The sequence below is a fragment of the Halobacillus campisalis genome (genome assembly GCF_030345335.1).
Lineage (GTDB): Bacteria > Bacillota > Bacilli > Bacillales > Halobacillaceae > Halobacillus_A > Halobacillus_A campisalis.
This window is the reverse complement of record NZ_JAPVRC010000001.1, coordinates 547,904-569,518: the sequence shown is the minus strand read 5'-3', so window position 1 is coordinate 569,518 and position 21,615 is coordinate 547,904. Positions and strand designations below refer to the sequence as shown.

Below are 21,615 nucleotides of genomic sequence, written 5' to 3'. Positions count from 1 at the left end.
GCTGACATTTATGGTGAAAATCGGATCGCACGTATCGATGAAAGGAAAGAAGATGCTGCTTGGTGCGAGCGAAGAAGCTGCTTCTTACGGTGCTTCTACATTTATGATCTACACAGGTGCACCTCAAAATACAAGAAGACGCCCGATCGAGGAACTGAACATTGAAGCAGGAGCTTCCCATATGAAAGAGAAGGGAATCGATGATATTGTTGTGCACGCTCCATACATCATTAACATCGGTAACACGACAAAACCTGAAACTTTTGAACTTGGCGTGGATTTTCTCAGAAGTGAAATCGAAAGGACGGAAGCCCTGGGTTCTAAACAGATCGTCCTCCACCCGGGTTCTCATGTGGGACAAGGTGTAGATAAAGGAATTCCTAAAATCATTGAAGGTTTGAATGAAGTCCTTCATAAAGACCAAAACGTACAAATCGCCTTAGAAACGATGGCCGGCAAAGGATCTGAGTGTGGAAGAAGCTTTGAGGAACTGGCTGAAATTATTGAAGGGGTTCAATTGAACGAAAAACTCTCTGTATGTCTGGATACTTGCCATATCCACGATGCAGGCTATGACATTGTGGAAGATTTTGATGGTGTCCTTGACCAATTTGATCGTATTGTCGGACTGGATCGTATAAAAGTCGTACACGTCAATGACAGCAAGAATGTCAAGGGGGCTGCTAAAGACCGACATGAAAATATTGGGTTCGGTCACATCGGCTTTGAAGCCCTTCACTATATTGTTCATCATGAAGTATTCAAGGATATCCCTAAAATTCTTGAAACTCCATACGTGGGTGAGGATAAAAAGAATAAACAGCCTCCCTACCAATTCGAAATCAATATGTTAAAAGAAGGCCAATATGATTCACAGTTAAAAGAGAAAATAATGCAGCAATAAACAAGAAGAGTGCTTGGATGCACTCTTCTTTTTGTTTTGTATCAGGCTTTAGTAAATTGTGATGCTTAAGCTCCCTTATGGGGAAGACTCAATTTCGAGACGTTCGAGCTCGGGAAAACTCTTCTATCCGTGGGAGAGTTTAATGAAGCCATTCTTCTAATCCGTATTGTTTAGCGATTTTATGAAGTAAAACATCTACTGAATGAGCTGTCTCAGCAGAAGTGATTTCAGAGAGCTTCTTCAGCATTTTTTTTCTCCCTTGTTTTTCAAAAGGATCTTCCTTGTTTCTCCGTAATTCTTTAACGATCTTTTCTGCTTCCCTGCGTCTTGTGGAAATATTATACATATTACTATAATAAAGCAGTTCTTCAACGGTCAGGTTCTTTAATTTATGGGTAATGTACTGTTTTAACATTTATCCATACCCCTTCTTATTTCATTCTTTACACCTTATGATGAGCGCAGGAATTTCGTTCTTGATAAGATAAGTTGAGGGCTTTTTTTGTGGGATAGTTTTGTTTGGCGTTGGACAAATCGAATGAAAAAAGTTAAATGAGTAATGCTAAAAAAATGCACATGTTCTTTTTGTGCTATTACAGGTACGTAAGTGATCTTTTGACTAAAAGCACTGAAATTATAAGGAGACTGGTGATAAAAGAAAATGTACAATGCCAAAAGTAAAGGTAACTTATTACTATACTGAATATGCTTTATAGATACTCTGTTTATACTCCACGTTATGATAATTGTCTGCTTGCAGATGATCCTTGAACCTGTACTCAGAAGAGTACAGGTTTTTCATGCATCCCATTAAATACCTTACTTAAAAACAGGATACTCCACATACTAACCTTGATTCTCCAACCAGAAAGTGAGGGTTACACATGGATGATTCAAATAAGTCTGTAAGGAATCAAGAGGAAGAACAATCTTTTCCTGATCGTGTCGAAAACGAACCATCTTTACCAGAGCATGGTGAGGAATTACAGCATGAAACTGAAGTAGAACGAGTAGCTAATCAGCCTGTTTATGGCGAGAGTTATGACGAAGAATATGCTCAAGAAGCCGTCATGCCAATGAATGAGCCGATTCGTTCGGAAGAATCTGAAACCACTATGGAAACTGACGTGAAAGCTGGAATGGGATGGGTCGCATTATCGGCGGCAATTCTGTCCTTCTTCTTTGCTCCATTTCTTTTAGGAATTGTGGGTATTGCGTTAGGTGTCGTGTCAAAAAGACGAGGAGCGGATACGTTAGGAAACATGGCGATCATCATAAGTATCGTTTCCATCTTATTCTCTCTATTCTTGACTCCGATTACCCAAGTGTTTTAATTTAAAAAAGGTGGACCCGATTAGGGTCCACCTTTAGTTTGATTTATGCATTCAGCTCTTCTTTTTCTTTGCGTTCTTTCTCATAATGCTCTTCTGCCAGTTTGTCGACTTCTTTTTTGAGTTCTTCAACCATGATCTCTTCAGGAACTTTTCGAATGATTTCACCATGACGGAAAAGTAATCCTTCTCCTCGTGCCCCTGCAATCCCGATATCAGCCTCGCGAGCTTCTCCTGGACCGTTAACGGCACAGCCGAGTACTGCTACCTTAATCGGTGCTTTGATTGTTGAAATATATTCTTCAACTTCATTGGCGATGGATATTAAATCAATTTCAATTCGTCCGCAAGTCGGACATGAAATTAAGGTGGCCGCGTTTGAAGCAAGACCATAAGATTTCAGCAATTCTTTTGCTACTTTTACTTCTTCTACAGGATCTGCACTTAAACTTACTCTTAATGTGCTCCCGATCCCTTTACTTAAAATAGCTCCAAGTCCGGCGGCGCTTTTTACAGTTCCTGCAAATAATGTGCCGGATTCAGTAATCCCTAAATGAAGCGGGTATGAGATAGCTTCAGCCGCTTTTTCATACGCTTCGATAGCCAGCTTAACATCTGAGGCTTTTAACGAAACGATAATATCGTGAAAATCGAGGTCCTCTAAAATTTTAATATGGTGAAGAGCACTTTCGACCATTCCTTCTGCAGTAGGGTAGCCGTATTTTTCTAAAATATGGCGTTCAAGAGAACCGGCATTTACGCCGATACGAATAGGGATTCCTTTTGCTTTTGCGGCTTCCACAACAGCTTCGACTTTTTCCTTTTTACCGATATTCCCGGGATTGATCCTGATCTTATCTGCGCCGCCTTCAATAGCTTTCAAGGCTTTTTTATAATCAAAGTGGATATCGACAACCAATGGGATGTTAATTCGTTTTTTAATTTCCGGTATAGCATCTGCTGCACGGTCATCCGGGCATGCGACGCGTACAACCTGGCATCCAGCTTCTTCTAAACGAAGAATTTCAGCTACTGTTGCTTCTACGTCGTGTGTTTTAGTAGTGGTCATGGACTGAATGACAACCTGGTCCTCTCCACCTATCGTCAGATCTCCGACTTTTACTGGTCGAGTATCTTTTCTGTGAGTTAATGCCATTAATAATCGCTCCTTTATTTCTGAAAAAAGCTTTAAATGAATACCACTTTATATTATAAGGGGTATGATACGAAATGAGAAGTATTGTCACTTAAAACAGAGATATTTAATGTTAAGTTTGTGTAAACTTAAAAAAGTGTACGTATGCTAAGAAAAATTATATCATGAGGGTAACGAATATAAAAATGTAGCAGTCTAAGTGAAACATAATGGATTTTCATACGTATGTAAACTAAAGGATATGAGAGGGTGAATGGATGATGAATCTGTTATCTTATGATTGGATTGTGCTGCTCATAACATTATTTGGAACGATGTTTTTAATAGGCGAGCTGCTCGTCAACATGCGGGGGCTTTTTGGAGTATTAGGATTTGGCTTTATTACTGTGTACTTCTATTCTTTTCTTACTCCGGATATGTTTGCGATTATGATGCTTGTTTACATCTTAGGACTTGCTTTAATTATTATAGATGGGAAAGTAGTGAACGATGGGACGCTGGCAACAATTGGAGCAACAGCGATGGTAATTGCTGTTGGCTTCAGCGCTCCAGACTGGGTTTCTGGTTTGTACAGTGTCATCGGGGTGCTGGTAGGCGGTGCGGCATCGTTAATGTTCTTGAAGGTATTTAAGAGAAGGGAAATGTGGACGAAAATCGCTTTGTCGGATCAGCTATCTTCAGAGATGGGTTACAATTCAATGAAGGAAACATATTCGGCTCTTATCGGTCAAACTGGAAAGGCGATGACTGATATGAGACCTGTAGGAACGATACAAATTGACGAAGAAGAATACAGTGCCATCTCTAATGGTCAGTGGATCTATAAAGGAGATGAAGTCAAAGTGGCTTCGGTCGACGGCACGAGAATATTAGTCAAGAAATTAAAAGGAACTGAATAATAAAACGGTCGATTTTCATTAAATGAAAATCGACCGTTTTTATTTTTTTTGAGGCAAATATTTAAGGGCTGATCCTATATAAATGGTGGAAGCTATGATGAATACATATAAAAACCATGTACTTGAAAAAATAAATGACTCCATCATTACAACGACAAAGGAAGGGCCAGTGATAGCAAGTGCGGAAATGTTCCATAACTGTTTAAAATCAGTGCGACGTCTTGTTAGCCGTGTATAAAGAAGAGTAAGAGCTGCGAAAGCACTTACTACTATAAATAAAACGAAGACGATCAAAAAATAAATAAAGGGTAAAAAAATGACAATAAAAATACCACTGGAAACACCTGAAACGATAGAAGGTGATTCGCTGCCAAATAGATACGTAAATAATGAACTGGCGAGCACTGGAAGCAAGAGAATCAGGCTTAAATAAAATAGATAGCTGATGGCTTTGCCCATCGGCTGTACTCGAAAGGCGGCAAGTAGTTTTATGTGATAGAAACTTTTAATAAACTGCTGAGTTTTAGTCATATGTAAACTTCCCCTTTACAATCATCGGTTTTATGATAATTGACATTGCTATTTATTAGCAAGAAAAACTTGTAATATATCGTCAAATTAACGCGAATGTAAATTTAATGTTAAGATTCATGATTATCCTTTACAAAGCATTTTGCGTTCGTCAATAATGGGGAAGGCGTTATAAAAGAAAAAGATAATAAACTTGGATGAAGAAAGGGTGGAGAAACTTTGGAAATCGATGTTCAACAAATGATTTTTGAATTCATTGGTGGTCTAGGTATTTTCCTGTTTGGTTTAAAATATTTAGCGGATGGTCTTCAGCGAACAGCTGGCGACCGTTTGAGAGAAATACTGGATCGGTTCACTAGTAACCCGTTCATGGGTGTGCTGGCAGGTTTATTTGTAACCGTACTTGTCCAGAGCAGTACAACTACCACAGTATTAACAGTGGGGCTTGTTAATGCCGGTTTCATGACTTTCAGGCAGGCGATTGGTGTTATTATGGGTGCCAACATTGGTACCACAGTAACGGCGTTTATCATCGGTATTGACATCAGTTCGTACGGACTACCTATTATCGCTGTCGGGTCTTTCTTATTATTCTTCTTTAAAAACAAAAAAGTTACGAATATTGGACAGACTGTATTCGGTTTAGGTGCTTTGTTTTTCGGTTTAGATGTTATGAGCGGCGGAATGAAACCGCTAAGGTCACTAGAAGCATTTCAAGAATTGACTTTAAGCATGAGTGACAATCCTATATTAGGTGTGACAATCGGTACGCTGTTCACGGTTATAGTACAAAGTTCCAGTGCCACAATCGGGGTGCTTCAACAGTTATTCGGGGAAGGTCTAATGGATCTCCAGGCTGCCCTGCCTGTATTGTTCGGCGATAATATTGGAACAACAATTACTGCTGTATTAGCAGCCATTGGTGCCAGTGTAGGAGCAAAACGCGCGGCTGCTGCCCACGTTATATTTAACGTAATAGGCGCTGGAGTATTTTTAATATTACTCGCTCCATTTTACGCTTTTGTCGATTGGTTACGAGTGACATTAGACTTGAATCCTGAAATGACGATTGCTTTTGCACATGGATCTTTCAATATTGCAAACACCATCGTTCAGTTTCCGTTTATCGCTTTACTTGCATGGGTCGTAATGAAAATCGTCCCTGGTAACGATTCAGAAATTGAATACAAACCGCAGCACCTGGACCCGATTTTCATTGAACAATCTCCATCTCTAGCATTAGACCAGGCGAAAGAAGAAGTTATTCGTATGGGTGAATATGCATATAAAGGTTTAGAGGAAACTAGTTTGTATTTAAATAATAAACAACCGAAACACTCTGAATTAGCTATGCAAATAGAAGAAGCATTAAATAATCTAGATAGAAAAATAACAGATTATTTAGTAGATCTATCACAAGCTCAGCTTTCAGACGAAGACAGTCATAAGCATACGGCTCTGATGGATTCTGTAAGAGACATTGAGCGCATAGGAGACCATTTTGAAAATATTATCGAATTGATCGATTATAAAAATTCAAATAAAGTTCTATTAACTGAGCAAGCTGTTGAAGATTTAAACGAAATGTTCGATTTGACTCTTATGACAGTGAAACAAGCAACGAAATCATTAGAATCGATGGATCGTGAAGAAGCACTTTCTGTTGTTCAAAAAGAGAATGAACTCGATCGCATGGAAAGAAGCTTCCGTAAGAAACACATCATTAGAATGAACGAAGGACTTTGCACTGGCCAAGCTGGCATTGTGTTTGTCGATATGATTAGTAACCTTGAACGTATAGGTGACCACGCAGTGAATATTGCTGAAGAAGTTCTAGGTGAAAAAGAAAGTCTTTAACTATTATAAGCCGCTGCCTTAAAGGCAGCGGCTTATATTTTTATATAAATATATAAAAAACTATTGAAACCGAGCACCTCACGTGCTATATTATTTCTGGCGCCAAAAACATTTGATGAATTTGTTGACAGGCCTTCGAAACCATGATATATTTATTTGCGTCGCTTCAATTGAGAACGAAGCGAAATTAACAAAATGGCGGTGTAGCTCAGCTGGCTAGAGCGTACGGTTCATACCCGTGAGGTCGGGGGTTCGATCCCCTCCGCCGCTACTATATTTAAGTGCTGAAGGGGCTTGGTCAGATACGAAACGTATAAGACAAGCAGCATTATTGTTCCTGATTTTCAGAACACAGCACTTAATTCTTTAAGTAAAGAGTTGTTGAAAGATAAGGTTACATATTAAAATTTTATACTTTCCAATTATGGCGGTTGTGGCGAAGTGGTTAACGCACCGGATTGTGGTTCCGGCATTCGTGGGTTCGATTCCCATCAGCCGCCCCATGTTGGACCCTTAGCTCAGCTGGTTAGAGCTATCGGCTCATAACCGATCGGTCGCAGGTTCGAGTCCTGCAGGGTCCACCATTTTTTTCGGAGGAGTACCCAAGTTCGGCTGAAGGGATCGGTCTTGAAAACCGACAGGGGCTTCACGGCCCGCGGGGGTTCGAATCCCTCCTCCTCCGCCATTACATATTTCCTTGCCATAACTTCACAGCAGGGTTCACGAGGAACGTAAGCAATCAGTGAATCAGCCTGCTACGAGACAAGTACAGAACATCCTTGAAAAGATATCGGATGCAAGTTTGAATCGAAGCATTTTAAAAACTATATACCAGGGCTCGGTAGCTCAGTCGGTAGAGCAACGGACTGAAAATCCGTGTGTCGGCGGTTCGATTCCGTCCCGAGCCACCATTTCAAACAAGCATACTGGCTTGTTTTTTTATGTTTTGTATTTGTGAAATGTTTTTGCCGATAAGAGAATACTCAATTATATATAGAAGTTCACGCGAATAATACTTAAAACATGCGAGGTCGGGTAGAAGTGACCCAACACAAGGTTTTAATGTAGAGGTATATTTAATTCGTTTAGCGCCTTTAAATATATAAATAATCCGTTAGTAAATTTTTACGGAGCTCTATGTTTCATTTGTTGTGCATGGGGAATGCATTCTATGTGTCCCCAGCAATTATCAAATTGCCGGGCAAATAATTTGCAACTCAAAAATTCGTTTGGTAATGTACATTGTAGGGATATCAAATAATCCCGAACATGTACATATTATTAAAGGAGGAGTTAACCATGGCTAAATTTGAACTACCAGAACTACCTTACGCATATGATGCACTAGAACCAACTATTGATAAGGAAACCATGAACATCCACCATACGAAGCACCACAACACTTATGTAACTAAATTGAACAGTGCTCTTGAAGGGCATGCAGACCTTCAAGATAAATCAATTGAAGAACTGCTTGCTAATAACTTAGCTGCAGTACCTGAGGATATCAAGACTGCTGTCCGTAATAACGGCGGAGGTCACGCAAACCACAGCTTATTCTGGACCATCCTTTCTCCAAACGGAGGCGGTGAGCCATCAGGTGAGCTTTCAACTCAAATCAACGATACTTTCGGTGGATTTGATCAATTCAAAGAAAAATTCGAAGCAACAGCAGCAGGCCGTTTCGGCTCTGGCTGGGCTTGGTTAGTTGTTAATAATGGGAACCTTGAGGTTATTGACACATTAAACCAGGATTCTCCAATCATGGAAGGTAAAACGCCGATCCTTGGCTTAGATGTTTGGGAACATGCGTATTACCTGAACTACCAAAACCGTCGTCCAGACTATGCTAAAGCATTCTGGAACGTTGTGAATTGGGAAGAAGTTTCTAAGCGTTACGAAGCTGCAAAATAATAATGGTGAGTGAAGGGGACAGATGCTAATCTGTTCCCTTCTTTTTGTATATCTAAATTTGTTCTGATTACACTAAGAGCAGATGGGTAAAAGGAGATATACAATTATGCTCACAATGTTGAAAGTGTGGTTAAATAAAGAAAATGTTTCCAAAGATTTAATTTTTCTGCTATTAATAGGAGGACTATACTCTCTAGGCATCTTTTTATCCAGTACTTTTGTAAATATATATTTATGGAAGCAGTCGAACAGTTACACTGATATCGCTCTCTATAATCTCAGCATATATGTGTTACAGCCCTTGACGTTCGTTTTGGCAGGAAAGTGTGCCAAGAAAATTGATCGGGTTATTGTTCTGCGGGCTGGGGTCATCGTACTATCGCTGTTTTTCCTATCCGTTTTGATAATTGGGGAAAAGGCAGCTGATTATAATATTTTGCTTGGATCACTGCTAGGCATTGGCTATGGATTTTATTGGCTGGCTTACAATGTTCTGACGTTCGAAATCACAGAACCAGATACTAGAGATTTCTTTAATGGATTTTTAGGTGTATTGCAATCCTTTGGAGGTATGACAGGTCCATTATTCGCTGGATATGTCATTTCGCGTCTTGACCAAATGACAGGCTATACTGTCATCTTCGCCATTTCGTTCAGTTTTTTTATTTTAGCTGTGTTCATCAGCTTTGGTCTGTCGCGAAGAAAAGCCAGGGGGAATTTTTCTTTCAGAAGAATATTATTAGAAAGAAAATATAATTCGAATTGGAACCAAATTTTAAAAGCTCATGTGTCTCAAGGTTTTAGGGAAGGCACTTTTCTTTTCGCCGTTTCTATTTGGATTTTTTTATTGACGCGAAGTGAGTTCACATTAGGTGTCTTTAATTTAGTTTACTCGGGATTTGCATTTTTGTTTTTCTTTTTGTGTACACGATGGGTGAAACCGAGGCGTCGTAAAAAGGCAATTTTTTATGCAGGATTATCGCTATATCTTTCTGTCCTTCTGCTGCTTTTAGGAGACAGTTTATCGTTATTGCTATTTTATGGAGCGATAGCCGGTGTGTTCTTTCCGATGCTTTACGTTCCCTATCAATCATTAACCTACGACGTAATTGGGAAATCTTGGAATGCAGGGGAAATGCGTATTGAGTATATTGTGGTCAGGGAAATTTTTCTGAATGCAGGAAGGGTCCTGTCGATTCTCGTCTTTTTATTGGCGATTGTATTTATCCCGCCAGAAACGGGAATCCCATATATTCTGTTAATTGTAGGGGGAGGACACTTTTTCATATACTTTTTTATTAAAGATATTCAGTTTAAAACGAAAGAATCACCGCAGAATTGATCAATTTTGATATTCTTTTCTCCTGTCTTTCAGCCATTGAAAGATGGTATACTATATCATGGAAACTCACGTAACAAGGGAGAGGAACCCATGGGGAAGAAGAAAAGCTATAGAAAAAAATCACACCTGCCTTTAAGGTTGAACATAATCTTTTTTATCGTTTTTTTATTGTTTGCCGGCCTCATTCTGCAATTGGGTGTCGTGCAAATTTTAACAGGGGAATCTGCCCAGGAGAAGATAGATCGGACGGAAAATACAACGACCACCATCCCTGTACCTAGAGGAGAAATGTATGACCGTTATGGACGGGTGCTCGTCAATAACATTCCGTTACATTCTATTACATATACACCTCCAAAAGGGGTACAGCCTGAAGACCGGATGGAACTTGCTGAAACATTGGCCCAATACATCGATATGGAATTCGAGGATCAATTGACAGAACGTGATTTAAAGGAATACTTTTTCCTGAAAAACGAAGAAGAAGTCACAGGACGGTTATCTGAAGAAGAAACCACGGATTTAGACAATGGGGAAGTCTATCAGGCTCAATTGGACAGCATAAAAGAAGAAGAAATTGAAGGAATGGACGACGAAACGAAGGAAATCATCGCAATTAAAAAAGAATTAGATCAAGCGTATACGTTATCTCCGCATGTAGTAAAAAACGCTGAAATTTCTCAAGAAGAATATTCTACTGTCGCCGAGCATTTATCCGAACTGCCTGGAATTAATGTAACGTCAGATTGGGACAGAGACTTTCCTTATGATGATACTTTCAGAAGCTTTGTAGGATCGATCACAACAAGTGATCAAGGTATCCCTCGTGACGAAGAAGAATATTACATGTCTTTGGATTACAGTCGAAATGACCGGGTAGGCACGAGTGGGTTAGAACAACAGTATGAAGACGTTTTGCGAGGTACAAAAGAAAAAGTGCAGTATACAACGGATAGCGATAACAATGTCATCGACACGGAAGTTGTAAGAGAAGGTTCCCGAGGGAAAGATCTTATGCTTTCTTTAGATATCGAGCTGCAGGAAAAAGTAGATGATATTGTTGAAGATGAATTAATTAAAGCCATAGAGTCTGAACCTCAGGCGAACAGACACATGCAAAACGCCATTGTGGTCATGTCGGATCCAAATAACGGAGAGGTACTGGCGGTCTCTGGAAAACAGTATAACCGAAATAGAGAAAGTGGAGAGGAAAAGGTTTCCGATGCAGGCTATCAGGCGGTCTATAATGCTTACGAACCCGGTTCAACAGTTAAAGGGGCAACCGTGCTGACCGGTCTTGAAGAAGGTGTAATAACTCCTTCAACAGTAGTGAATGACCGACCAATAAAAATCTCTGGAACACCTGAATTCAGTTCTTATACCTCTAGTATTGGAACTGTAAATTACCGTCAAGCGCTGCAAAAGTCTTCCAATATATATATGGCGTATATTGCAATATGGATGGGTGAAGGAAACTATCAAGAAGGACAATCTTTGCAATTAAAAGATGATACATTGGAAAGATTAGTATACCATTTCAACCAATTCGGACTTGGCGTAGAAACTGGGATTGACTTTCCTTATGAAGCTGTCGGGTTTAGAGGTACGGATAACCCTAGTCCTGGTAATGTTTTGTATTACACGATCGGTCAATATGGAAATTATACGGCTATGCAGATGAATCAGTATGTTTCAACAATTGCTAACGGCGGAAAGAGAGTACGTCCTAAATTCGTTAAAGAGGTTCACAATCCTAGCTATGATGAACAGGGATTAGGTCCGCTGTATAATAAAAATGACACTGAAGTAATGAACAAAATTACAATGGATAAAGAAGATATCAATCGAGTGCAAGAAGCGTTCCGAGATGTTTTTCTTCCAGGCGGAACAGCGAGCGGTTATTTCAGCGGCGCTGATTACGAGGCGGCTGGAAAAACAGGGACAGCTCAATCAACAGCTGTTGAAAGAGATGAAAATGGAGAGATAGTAAGAGATTCTAAAGGTGCTCCAGTAACAGAAGAAACTTTGAACCTTACGCTTGTAGGCTACGCACCATACGATGATCCCGAAGTAGCTTTCTCTGTGATTGCTCCTAACACAGGAGAAAATGCTAACACTAGCATCAATGGAGATATAGGCAGGCGTATCATGGATGCTTATTTCGAGTTAAAAAAAGAACGAGATGAAAATGGAATAAATCAAGAATTGACTGAGCAAGATGAAATTGCTGAAGAACAGTCAGATGAAGAAGAGTGATGCATAGCGCATCGCTCTTTTTTTATTCTTTTTAAGAGAAGGGTTTGTTCCTTTTACCTTGGCAGTATGAGTAAGTGCTATACAAAAACAACAACATTTTACATAGCTATTTGAATAGATAGTTAGGAGCTTCTTTTCCCTTCAAAAGCCTTTGATAATGTTCGAAGAAGTTGTGAAATCACTTGATTAAGTCGATGCTGGGGCTTTTTATACACAGAAATCACTAGGTTTACAAAACCTTTACGTTGCTTTCATATGTCCTTAAAACTCTCCCTTTAATATATAAATTGTGAGTTGGCCAAGCCATCATCCAAACACTTAGAGAACTAGGGGGAGAAAAATGAAGAATTTAAAACAATTAGCACTACTATTAGCTTTTATCTTAGTAGTCGGAGTACTTGCAGCATGTGGATCATCTGAAGAGGAAGATGCAAGCGGTGAAGAAGGTAATTCAGAAGGCAATTCAGAAGGCGAAGAGGTATCTGGACCGATTGCCATTGATGGTTCTTCTACTGTATTCCCTATTATGGAAGGAATTACAGCACAATATGCTCAAGAACACCCCGAAACAGAGCCTGCTTTGAACAGTTCAGGATCTGGTGGCGGATTCAAGAAATCTACCGTTGGGGAAATTGATTTAAGTAATGCTTCTCGTCCTATCAGTGAAGAAGAGCAAGCGATCGCTGAAGAAAATGATATTGAATTAAAAGAATTAGAGCTTGCTTATGATGGACTATCTGTTGTAGTTAGTCAGCAAAATGACTTTGTTGAAGAGTTGACTACTGAACAGCTAAGAGAAATTTTCCTTGACTCATCTGATGTTCAAATGTGGTCAGATATTAACCCTGAGTGGCCAGAAGAACAAATTGAGATTTTCTCTCCTGGTCATGATTCCGGTACATTTGATTACTTTAATGAAGTAATCTTAGAAGAAGAACCGATGAAAGAAGGAGAAAATACAACACTGTCTGAGGACGATAACACACTTGTACGTGGAATCGAAGGTAACCCGAATGCTATTGGATTTTTCGGCTATGCTTACTATGAAGCTAACCAGGATACTTTGAAAGTGCTAGGCATTGACAATGGAGATGGTGCTGTGAAGCCAGATGGGGAAACTATTCAAGATGGTTCTTATGCTCCACTATCAAGACCGATTTTCACATATGTAAACCTTGATTCTCTAAAAGAGAAGCCTCAAGTTGCAGATTTTGTAAAATTCACTCTTGAAAACGCTGGTGAAGCAGCTGATCAAGTAGGATACGTTTCACTTAATGAAGAACAGTATCAAGAGCAGATTGAAGAAGTAGAAGGCTGGATAGAAGAGTAATTCTGAAAACAAAAAGGAGGTGGGGCCGCTAAGAGGCCTCACTTTGCCTTTTGGATGAGAGGAGTATAATCATGGACCAACTTTTGAATAATGAGGGAAAAGAGTTAAATGTCCAAACTTTAATTGAAGATAAACGAAAAAATAGAATGACTGGTAACATCATAGAAAAAATTATTCCTGTCTTTTTGTTTCTTTGTGCTAGTGTAAGTATTTTAACGACATTTGGAATAGTTTTTACACTATTAAGAGAATCGATTGGCTTTTTCTCCGATACTTCTTTAGTAGAATTTTATACCGGTAGCTCATGGAGCCCGTGGTCAGGTGAGTTTGGTGTGCTTCCACTTATAGGAGGTACTCTATTAATTACAGTGGTGGCTGCAGTAGTAGCTGTACCTATTGGACTTATGTCTGCCATATTTTTGAGTGAGTATGCTGATGATCGTGTGAGAAGAGTCATTAAACCTATTTTAGAGGTTTTGGCTGGCATTCCCACCGTCGTTTACGGTTACTTCGCTTTGACCTTTGTAACTCCTATACTTCAATCCTTTATTCCTGGACTAGGTATCTTTAATGCTTTAAGCGCAGGTATCGTAGTAGGAGTAATGATTATCCCTATGATTGCCTCGCTTTCCGAAGATGCTATGAATGCTGTTCCTAATTCGCTGCGTGAAGGCGCGTACGGTCTAGGCTCAACTAAACTAGAGGTTGTCATTAAAGTAGTACTGCCTGCGGCTTTCTCTGGAATTGTTGCTTCTATTGTTTTAGCGGTATCTAGGGCGATTGGTGAAACAATGATTGTGACTATAGCAGCTGGCGCAACTCCGAACCTTACAATGGATCCTACAGAATCCGTACAGTCGATGACTGCTTTCATCGTTCAGGCTGCTACGGGAGATACAAGTTTCGGATCAGACATCTATTATAGTTTATATGCCGTTGGGATGACATTATTTATTCTGACTTTAGTCATGAATTTAATCGCTCAATACATCTCGCATAGGTTTAGGGAGGAGTATTAATGTTTGAAAAGAACGCTGGAAACTTACAAAAAAAAGTGAATAATAGAGTGTGGCTTAATAAGGGGATGAGAACTCTTTTCCTGGGGGCCACCCTGGTGGGTCTTATCGTACTAGCTCTATTATTTTACCGTGTACTGACTCAAGGATTAGGCTATCTAAGTCTCGACTTTATTACCAGCCTGCCTTCTCCATCATTTGAAGATGCAGGAATATGGGCCGGTTTAATAGGATCAATATGGCTGATGGTCATCGTAGCCGTTGTTTCTATTATTATAGGTGTTGCCACCTCTCTGTATTTAGAGGAATATGCACCAAAAAACAAAATTGCAGATATCATCCGTATTAACATCCAAAATTTAGCGGGTGTACCGTCCATCGTTTATGGTCTGTTAGGATTAACATTTTTTGTGTACATGTTCAGTATAGGTTATCGACTCTTGGCTGGAGGCTTAACCATGGCCCTCCTTATTCTGCCTATTATTGTTGTTGCTTCACAAGAAGCGCTGCGTTCTGTACCGAATGAAGTTAAAGAAGCCTCATACGGAATGGGTGCTACAAAGTGGCAAACAATTGCCAGAGTTACACTACCTGCAGCGCTTCCTGGTATTCTTACAGGAACGATTATAGCGTTATCCCGTGCGATCGGAGAGACAGCACCACTCATTATAGTGGGGGCCGCTGCAGCCATCTATACACTACCCGATTCATTACTTTCGAAATATACAGCCATGCCTATTCAAATATACAACTGGACGGCTCGCCCGCAAGATGAATGGCAGTATGTAGCAGGCGCAGGTATCATTGTGCTGCTGGCTATATTGTTAATTATGAACTCTATTGCAGTATTAGTAAGAAATAAATTTCAGAAACGTTTCTAAACTTGGATGGGGAGGATTTCACTATGAGTAAACTACAAGAGAAAAGAAAATCGTCAGAGAGCGGAAGCAATATCAAAGTAAGTCCTGCAAGACAGCAAGAAATGAACAAAGGTCCAATGAAAAGTGTTTTCGAAGTAGAAAATTTGAATTTATGGTATGGCTCCAATCAGGCATTATACGAAATCAGCATGCAAATACCTCAGAATCAAGTAACAGCTATTATCGGACCTTCCGGGTGTGGAAAGTCTACGTACTTGAAGGCATTGAACAGAATGGTTGAAATGGTGCCGAGCGTCAAAACTTCCGGTACTATAAAATATAATGATCAAAACATTTATAAAGATAAGCTGACTGTCGAATATTTAAGGACAAAAGTAGGGATGGTTTTCCAAAAACCTAACCCCTTCCCAAAATCCGTTTATGATAATGTTGCTTATGGACCGAGGGTACACGGCATCAAGAAAAGAGCGATCTTAGATCAAATCGTAGAAAAGAGTTTAAAAGATGCCGCAATTTGGGATGAATTAAAGGATCGGTTGAATGAAAATGCCTATAGCTTATCAGGCGGCCAGCAGCAGCGCGTTTGTATCGCAAGAGCGCTTGCAGTAGAGCCGGATGTCATTCTTATGGATGAACCAACTTCTGCATTGGACCCGATCTCTACTTTAAAAGTAGAAGAGCTTGTCCAGGAACTGAAGAAAAAATACAGCATTGTCATTGTTACTCATAACATGCAGCAGGCAGCCAGAATATCCGATAACACAGCTTTCTTTTTGAATGGAGAACTTATTGAATACGCGGATACTAATAAGCTGTTCCAAAATCCTGATGATAAACGTACAGAAGATTATATTACAGGGCGTTTCGGTTAATCTCTATTTGAAAGGATGTTTGCAATGCCGATAAGAGTACAGTTTGAACAAGAGTTAAACAAAATAAAAAACCATATTAACGAAATGTCATTAGAGGTAAAAGAAGCGCTCCACCGTTCCATTTTCATTCTATACAATGGGGATATCGAGCAGGCCAAACAGCTTATTGAAGATGACAAGGCGATTGATAAAAAAGAAATTGAGATCAATGAAGAAGCGATTTTAATGATTGCCAAACAGCAGCCTGTCGCCACTGATTTAAGACGTTTAATAGCGGCAATTAAAATATCGTCTGATCTCGAGAGGATGGCTGATCATACGAAAAATATCGTGAAAGCAGCGATTCACCTTGGGGAAGACCATGACATTAATATTCATCCTCAACTAAGAGAAATGGCGGTTCTTGCTATGGATATGGTTGATCTAGCGGTTAAAGCTTTCGAGTATGAGGATATAAGTCTTGCAAGAAAGCTGGCCACTTTGGATGATGAAATTGACGAAATGTATGGTGGAGTTGTCAAACAATTGCTTGAGAGCACGGCGATTAATCCTGAACAGATCCAGCATATTATGCAAATGGCCTATACGGCACGTTATATAGAAAGATTTGCTGATCATATAACGAATATAGGTGAGCATGTTTTATACCTTGTCAAAGGTAAAAACGTTGACTTGAATAATTAATTTTTAGGAAGGCACTGGTTGCAAATCAGTGCCTTCTATTTTAAAGCATTCTTTGGAAAGAAAATTGCACAAAAGTTTAAAAAAGATGAGTTGAACACTCCATCCCCAGCTGTGGTTTCGCTGCTGATTAAAATGTAGGGGGGCAGGGAAACAACGGTGATATGAACGTTGGTATTATAAAAGCCAGGAAAGGATGTTTAAACAGCCTTCCTGGCTTCATTCAACTTCCTGTGCCGGCTCCAACCTATAAAATACGCCTATAATTGCCGTGCTTAAAAGCAGGCCAATGAAAAAAGAGCAGGGGCTGCTTCATACCCTTGCTGCGCTGTTGTAAGGAATATTCTACTTCTGCTTCGCTTAATGGGTGTCTCTAGCAATCCTTTCCACAGAATAACTACATTGATACATGCTTTGAATCCTCTGGGTCAAAGAAGGAGTTTGACGATGCTGTTTTGCCGGTTAGGCTTTAGTTAGGTTTCCGGATAATAATTCTTCTTCGAAGACGTTCAGCTTTTTCTTTACTTGATATTTATCTTTTATGTTCCACTTGATCTTCCAAACCATTTATACGGTCGCAAATAATATAAAGAGGACAATTCCAATATACGATAAAGATGTTATAGCTGTTATCATTTTGTACTTTCTCACATCCATTTATAATATAATACTTTGACGTATTCTACGTTATTTTCTTCTATTTGATTTACATACTTGAAAGCAGCGCAGAGTTTTGATAAGATTATAAAGTCTGATTATGTGGATAAAGACAGTGAAATGAATCATGATTTGGAGGGATAAACCATGCGTGTAAACGTTACACTTGCTTGCACTGAAACTGGTGATCGTAATTATATTACTACAAAAAATAAGCGTACTAACCCAGAGCGTATTGAGCTTAAGAAATATAGCCCACGCTTAGCAAAGCATACGCTTCATCGCGAGACTAAATAAACAGCGGGATTTTACTCCTGCTGTTTTTTTTATACAAATATGGAGGCTGTGTTTATGGAGAAAAAGCTGTTAAGAGAAAAAGGAAAGCTGTTATTAAAAGCTATGGATCAACATGAGAAACAGTCTATAGAAAGCCGTTTACATGAAGAACTTCTTCAAAGTAAACAATGGGCGGAAGCTGAAACTGTCGCTCTCACCGTTTCGTTTTCACACGAATGGGATACTTATACAATTATTGAAGAAGCCTGGAGCACTGGGAAACAGCCGGTTGTTCCTAAGTGTGATCCCATTACGAAAAAGATGACTTTTTATAAACTTAAGGATTTTACCCAGCTGGAAACGGTGTACTATGGTCTGAAGGAACCTTCGCCAGAGTTGACCGTACCTGTCAGTAAAGACGATATCCAGTTAGTAATTGTTCCGGGCTTGATTTATGATAGGAAAGGATTCAGAATCGGATACGGCGGCGGGTTCTATGATCGTTTTTTGAAGGACTATAACGGAGTGTCTTTGTCGATATTAGCAAAAAAACAGTTAGTAGATGAAGTACCGACAGAATCCTATGATGTGCCTGTCCATTACTTGATTACAGAAAATGGTCTAACCGATATACATAGTTCTTTAAATGAAGGATGATGTTTACTTTTGAATAGATGAAGTGATTATTGTGAAGCCTATTCATGAACATGATTCGCATTTGGAGGGTCTTTAATGAAAAAGAGTATTATAGTGTTCATGTCTCTGCTTCCTGTTGTAGGTCTAGGTTATGGCTATCGATACCGGCTCTTTCGTCTGCTTTCATCTATTCCTTTAGCAAGGAAGATAGCTGTGCGTTCTGTTATGCGTGTTCCTTTTATCAGAAAAAAATTTCTCGGTCAAATGTTCCATTCATGAAAACTACCATACTTTATGGTAGTTTTTTTAGAGTGGCGAGAAAGTAGAAGTTGGTTCTGCTGTGGTTAAAGGACCAGTGATGAAGAAACATTCCCTTTTTTAGCAGTGTCGTTGAGCTTACTCTATTGCTCTCTGACCTGCAGACTCTCACCGGACATCAGATGCTGCAGGGGTGTACTTGATTTCCCCTGCCTTGAGCATACTCCTACGGTGAAAAGTGATGCGAATATGAGCTGCTTTCCAGTTCCCAATATTCTAAGTGCAGAACACAACTGTTCACCCGCTTTTTCTACAGTTATTTAATTCTCTATTTTGGATAAAGGTCATTTTATCATGGTATGATCATTGTAAGAACAGGGGGACACGCTATGTATATTAAACAAGAATACTTTCTGTGGAAGCTCTCCTATCATTTAGTTGCAAACCATCAATTTCATATTTTATATATGAATAAAGAAAAAAGTGAAATCTGGCTTGAGAAAGAAGATAAAGGAAAATGGCATGTCGTCAGACTGATCCACGAAGTTTTCAATTGGAAAAATCAATTAAAGAGGGATATCGACTACGTGCAGGCACAGATCAAGCAGAATTCCCAACTGTTTCGGGGAGGGAAAATGGATCTGCATTATGTATATGTGTCGGAGTTTCCCCCAGTTGATGAGTGGGAAAGTCTAGACATAGCGACAAATCGAAATATCCAGAAAGTGAATATATTTTACTTAGATGATAAAGAAAAAGAAAGTGACGGCGGCAGATTATATGAGACGCTGCAAGTGGAGCGGCCGGTGTTCCCTGATCACTTAGATGAAGTAGAATATGAAAGCCAGTCTCTATATTTAAAGCAGCAGCTTCATACCTTGAGAAAGAAAAAGCAAAAAGAAAATGAGCAGATCTTTTCACAAGGAAAACTATTCTTTACGATAATCCTTTTGGTAGTGAACTTTATTATATTCGGTTTAATGGAGTGGCAGGGAGATAGTACGTCTGTATTGACGTTAATTGAGTATGGAGCTAAATTCAACCCCGCGATTATCGAGGGTGAATGGTGGAGGATCGTCAGTTCTATGTTCCTTCATATTGGTGCTGTCCACTTGCTGATGAATATGCTTGCCCTCTTTTATTTAGGAACGGCTGTGGAAAGGATATACGGTTCCATAAGGTTTATTTTTATCTACTTTTTAGCAGGTGTTTTTGGCGGACTGGCCAGCTTCATGATGAATCCACAAGTGGCTGCAGGGGCATCTGGTGCCATTTTCGGTTTATTCGGCGCTTTGCTTTATTTTGGATTGAAGAATAGACGATTATTTTTTCAGACTATGGGTTATAATTTATTAATTATCATTGGGATCAACATTGCATTTGGTATCGTTGTACCACAAGTTGATAACAGTGCGCACCTTGGTGGGTTAGTTGGTGGGTTCATCGCCTCCATGATTACAGCATTACCGAGAATTCCCGGTAAAAGCAGCCGCTTGGCAGGAGTTTTGATATATATCGCGCTTGTTAGTCTAATGGCAGCGATAGGGATAAGGAATGATGAAGGCGGAGACTATGCAGCAGCGCAGCTGCAGATCTCTCAGGAGCTTATTCAACAAGAAGAGTACGATAGAGCTATAGAGGTTACAACGACAGCAGTCACAAATCCAGATGAATATGAAGCAGAACTTTTGTTTAACCGGTCTTACGCTTATTCAAGGGTTGATGAACTAGCTTTTGCTAAAGCTGATTTAGAACGAGTAGTAGAGCTCCAGCCTGGTATGGCAGAAGCTCACTATAACTTAGCTTTGATTCACCAGACGGAGGAAGAATTAAATGAAGCTCGAACTCACGCAGCCGAAGCTGCGCGTCTTCAGCCTGATAATGAAAATTTTCAGGATTTATCAGATGAACTCAATAATATTGAATAAGCTGGTGCTTCTCTCCTGCATCATCTTCATAAAGGACCATAAGGTGCTTGCCATTTTTATCAAATAACAATAAAGGGATGTAGCTTTGAATCGGATGCTTCGAGTGTGTATCTTTTATACCTAAAATGTAATTTCTGTACAATCCCTCCCATAGTTGTCCTGATATTCTTTTGTAATTTTCTTTGGAAGTATAGGGAAAAGGGTTCTCTTCATCGAAAGCTGGAAGCTTGGTGAGAGGAACCTTTTCGTATGCTCCTTCAGGGATTTGATAATGAGTTAAAAGCTCGTCCCATTGGGCTTCAAGCTGCTGTTTGATAGAGTGGTCGAGTTTATTTTTCCACGTTTTCTCTTCATCTGTTTGAGGGTCATGAAAAGCAATCCGATTGGAGTGGGGGGAGTCTATGATATATAGTCTATCTCTTGTGGTTTCTTGAATACTGTTAATCGTATCGCTGTTTTTATGAATTTCTCCGTGGTGGAAGGAAATTGCTTCATATTTTTGTGTATCTTCTCCGTGAAGCGTAGAACGTTTGTTGATTTCCTGAGCATTTTCCTTCCACTTGTTAACGACTCCCTTAAGCCTTCCGTTTACATACAATAGAGAAACGTCCTGTCGCAAGTAAACAGATTGAGGAGAACGAGAGGATAGTTCCCAGCCGATTTCATATTCATCATTGCCCTCTCCTGATAGGAATGAAAGGGTAGTGTTCGCAGATTCAAATGACTGTTCTTCATCAGCAGGAAAGTATTTGATGACAGATTCATCCCGGGATTCTATAAAAAAATAAGTAAATAAAATAGCGGTAAGACTTGTACATATGACAATCCAGGCAAGTTTCAATGTGAGCATCCCCTTTTTGTGCTATGTAATACAAGTATGTTGAAAAAGG

Annotated in this window: 20 protein-coding genes and 5 tRNA genes; 21 read left to right on the top strand and 4 right to left on the bottom strand. The window is 39.6% G+C overall.

Annotated features, from left to right (window positions below):
- The first annotated feature begins 10 nt into the window (after window positions 1-10).
- Window positions 11-904: a deoxyribonuclease IV gene (locus O2Q26_RS02860; RefSeq protein WP_289214474.1), complete on the top strand. Its 894-nt coding sequence runs from the start codon at window positions 11-13 to the stop codon at window positions 902-904.
- 139 nt (window positions 905-1,043) lie between these two features.
- Here the strand turns inward: O2Q26_RS02860 and O2Q26_RS02855 are convergent, their stop codons facing one another.
- Window positions 1,044-1,319 (bottom strand): DUF2624 family protein, encoded by a 276-nt coding sequence (locus O2Q26_RS02855; RefSeq protein WP_289214473.1) that lies wholly within the window; start codon window positions 1,317-1,319, stop codon window positions 1,044-1,046.
- A gap of 469 nt (window positions 1,320-1,788) precedes the next feature.
- Between O2Q26_RS02855 and O2Q26_RS02850 the strand changes: the two genes are divergently transcribed.
- Window positions 1,789-2,238 carry a hypothetical protein gene (locus O2Q26_RS02850; protein ID WP_289214472.1) on the top strand — a complete coding sequence of 150 codons (450 nt, stop codon included), beginning with the start codon at window positions 1,789-1,791 and terminating at the stop codon, window positions 2,236-2,238.
- A gap of 43 nt (window positions 2,239-2,281) precedes the next feature.
- On the opposite strand, the gene ispG is transcribed toward O2Q26_RS02850, so the two are convergent.
- Window positions 2,282-3,391, bottom strand: a complete 1,110-nt coding sequence (gene ispG / locus O2Q26_RS02845) for a flavodoxin-dependent (E)-4-hydroxy-3-methylbut-2-enyl-diphosphate synthase (protein WP_289214471.1) — start codon at window positions 3,389-3,391, stop codon at window positions 2,282-2,284.
- A gap of 257 nt (window positions 3,392-3,648) precedes the next feature.
- Here ispG and O2Q26_RS02840 point away from each other — a divergent pair, with 257 nt between their 5' ends.
- Window positions 3,649-4,290, top strand: coding sequence for an NfeD family protein (locus tag O2Q26_RS02840; RefSeq protein ID WP_352232195.1), 642 nt, complete (start codon window positions 3,649-3,651; stop codon window positions 4,288-4,290).
- A gap of 39 nt (window positions 4,291-4,329) precedes the next feature.
- On the opposite strand, the gene O2Q26_RS02835 is transcribed toward O2Q26_RS02840, so the two are convergent.
- A complete protein-coding gene (locus O2Q26_RS02835) occupies window positions 4,330-4,821 on the bottom strand; it encodes a DUF1189 family protein (RefSeq protein ID WP_289214470.1) in 492 nt (163 codons plus the stop codon).
- A gap of 219 nt (window positions 4,822-5,040) precedes the next feature.
- Between O2Q26_RS02835 and O2Q26_RS02830 the strand changes: the two genes are divergently transcribed.
- From O2Q26_RS02830 to O2Q26_RS02745, 18 genes are all read left to right on the top strand, one after another.
- Entirely contained in the window at window positions 5,041-6,678 is a 1,638-nt protein-coding gene (locus O2Q26_RS02830; RefSeq protein WP_289214469.1) for a Na/Pi cotransporter family protein, read from the top strand.
- A 197-nt stretch (window positions 6,679-6,875) separates the two neighbouring features.
- Window positions 6,876-6,949, top strand: a tRNA-Met gene (locus tag O2Q26_RS02825).
- Between the two features lie 156 nt (window positions 6,950-7,105).
- Window positions 7,106-7,181, top strand: a tRNA-His gene (locus O2Q26_RS02820).
- Window positions 7,182-7,185: 4 nt separating this feature from the next.
- Window positions 7,186-7,262 (top strand) — tRNA-Ile (locus O2Q26_RS02815).
- Window positions 7,263-7,270: 8 nt separating this feature from the next.
- Window positions 7,271-7,363 (top strand) — tRNA-Ser (locus O2Q26_RS02810).
- 150 nt (window positions 7,364-7,513) lie between these two features.
- Window positions 7,514-7,589, top strand: a tRNA-Phe gene (locus tag O2Q26_RS02805).
- Window positions 7,590-7,977: 388 nt separating this feature from the next.
- On the top strand, window positions 7,978-8,592 hold the full coding sequence (locus O2Q26_RS02800) for a superoxide dismutase (RefSeq protein WP_289214468.1): 615 nt from the start codon (window positions 7,978-7,980) through the stop codon (window positions 8,590-8,592).
- Between the two features lie 106 nt (window positions 8,593-8,698).
- A complete protein-coding gene (locus O2Q26_RS02795) occupies window positions 8,699-9,934 on the top strand; it encodes an MFS transporter (protein ID WP_289214467.1) in 1,236 nt (411 codons plus the stop codon).
- Window positions 9,935-10,024: 90 nt separating this feature from the next.
- Window positions 10,025-12,190, top strand: coding sequence for a peptidoglycan D,D-transpeptidase FtsI family protein (locus O2Q26_RS02790; protein ID WP_289214466.1), 2,166 nt, complete (start codon window positions 10,025-10,027; stop codon window positions 12,188-12,190).
- A 340-nt stretch (window positions 12,191-12,530) separates the two neighbouring features.
- Window positions 12,531-13,520 carry a PstS family phosphate ABC transporter substrate-binding protein gene (locus O2Q26_RS02785; protein WP_289214465.1) on the top strand — a complete coding sequence of 330 codons (990 nt, stop codon included), beginning with the start codon at window positions 12,531-12,533 and terminating at the stop codon, window positions 13,518-13,520.
- Between the two features lie 71 nt (window positions 13,521-13,591).
- The gene (gene pstC / locus O2Q26_RS02780; protein ID WP_289214464.1) at window positions 13,592-14,539 is read left to right on the top strand and encodes a phosphate ABC transporter permease subunit PstC; all 948 of its coding nucleotides are present in this window, start codon (window positions 13,592-13,594) and stop codon (window positions 14,537-14,539) included.
- The gene (gene pstA, locus O2Q26_RS02775; RefSeq protein ID WP_289214463.1) at window positions 14,539-15,417 is read left to right on the top strand and encodes a phosphate ABC transporter permease PstA; all 879 of its coding nucleotides are present in this window, start codon (window positions 14,539-14,541) and stop codon (window positions 15,415-15,417) included. The genes pstC and pstA overlap by 1 nt, the downstream gene beginning before the upstream one ends.
- A 116-nt stretch (window positions 15,418-15,533) precedes the next feature.
- The gene (gene pstB, locus O2Q26_RS02770) at window positions 15,534-16,289 is read left to right on the top strand and encodes a phosphate ABC transporter ATP-binding protein PstB (protein ID WP_390216586.1); all 756 of its coding nucleotides are present in this window, start codon (window positions 15,534-15,536) and stop codon (window positions 16,287-16,289) included.
- A 24-nt stretch (window positions 16,290-16,313) separates the two neighbouring features.
- On the top strand, window positions 16,314-16,973 hold the full coding sequence (gene phoU, locus O2Q26_RS02765; RefSeq protein WP_289214462.1) for a phosphate signaling complex protein PhoU: 660 nt from the start codon (window positions 16,314-16,316) through the stop codon (window positions 16,971-16,973).
- Window positions 16,974-17,774: 801 nt separating this feature from the next.
- A complete protein-coding gene (gene rpmG / locus O2Q26_RS02760; RefSeq protein WP_253934306.1) occupies window positions 17,775-17,924 on the top strand; it encodes a 50S ribosomal protein L33 in 150 nt (49 codons plus the stop codon).
- Between the two features lie 54 nt (window positions 17,925-17,978).
- Window positions 17,979-18,560 (top strand): 5-formyltetrahydrofolate cyclo-ligase, encoded by a 582-nt coding sequence (locus tag O2Q26_RS02755; protein ID WP_289214461.1) that lies wholly within the window; start codon window positions 17,979-17,981, stop codon window positions 18,558-18,560.
- Window positions 18,561-18,635: 75 nt separating this feature from the next.
- Window positions 18,636-18,818, top strand: coding sequence for a protein YqgO (yqgO, locus tag O2Q26_RS02750; RefSeq protein ID WP_289214460.1), 183 nt, complete (start codon window positions 18,636-18,638; stop codon window positions 18,816-18,818).
- Window positions 18,819-19,186: 368 nt separating this feature from the next.
- On the top strand, window positions 19,187-20,725 hold the full coding sequence (locus O2Q26_RS02745) for a rhomboid family intramembrane serine protease (protein ID WP_289214459.1): 1,539 nt from the start codon (window positions 19,187-19,189) through the stop codon (window positions 20,723-20,725).
- Here O2Q26_RS02745 and O2Q26_RS02740 read toward each other — a convergent pair.
- The gene (locus tag O2Q26_RS02740; RefSeq protein WP_390216504.1) at window positions 20,709-21,575 is read right to left on the bottom strand and encodes a hypothetical protein; all 867 of its coding nucleotides are present in this window, start codon (window positions 21,573-21,575) and stop codon (window positions 20,709-20,711) included. The genes O2Q26_RS02745 and O2Q26_RS02740 overlap by 17 nt on opposite strands.
- Between the last annotated feature and the right edge of the window lie 40 nt (window positions 21,576-21,615).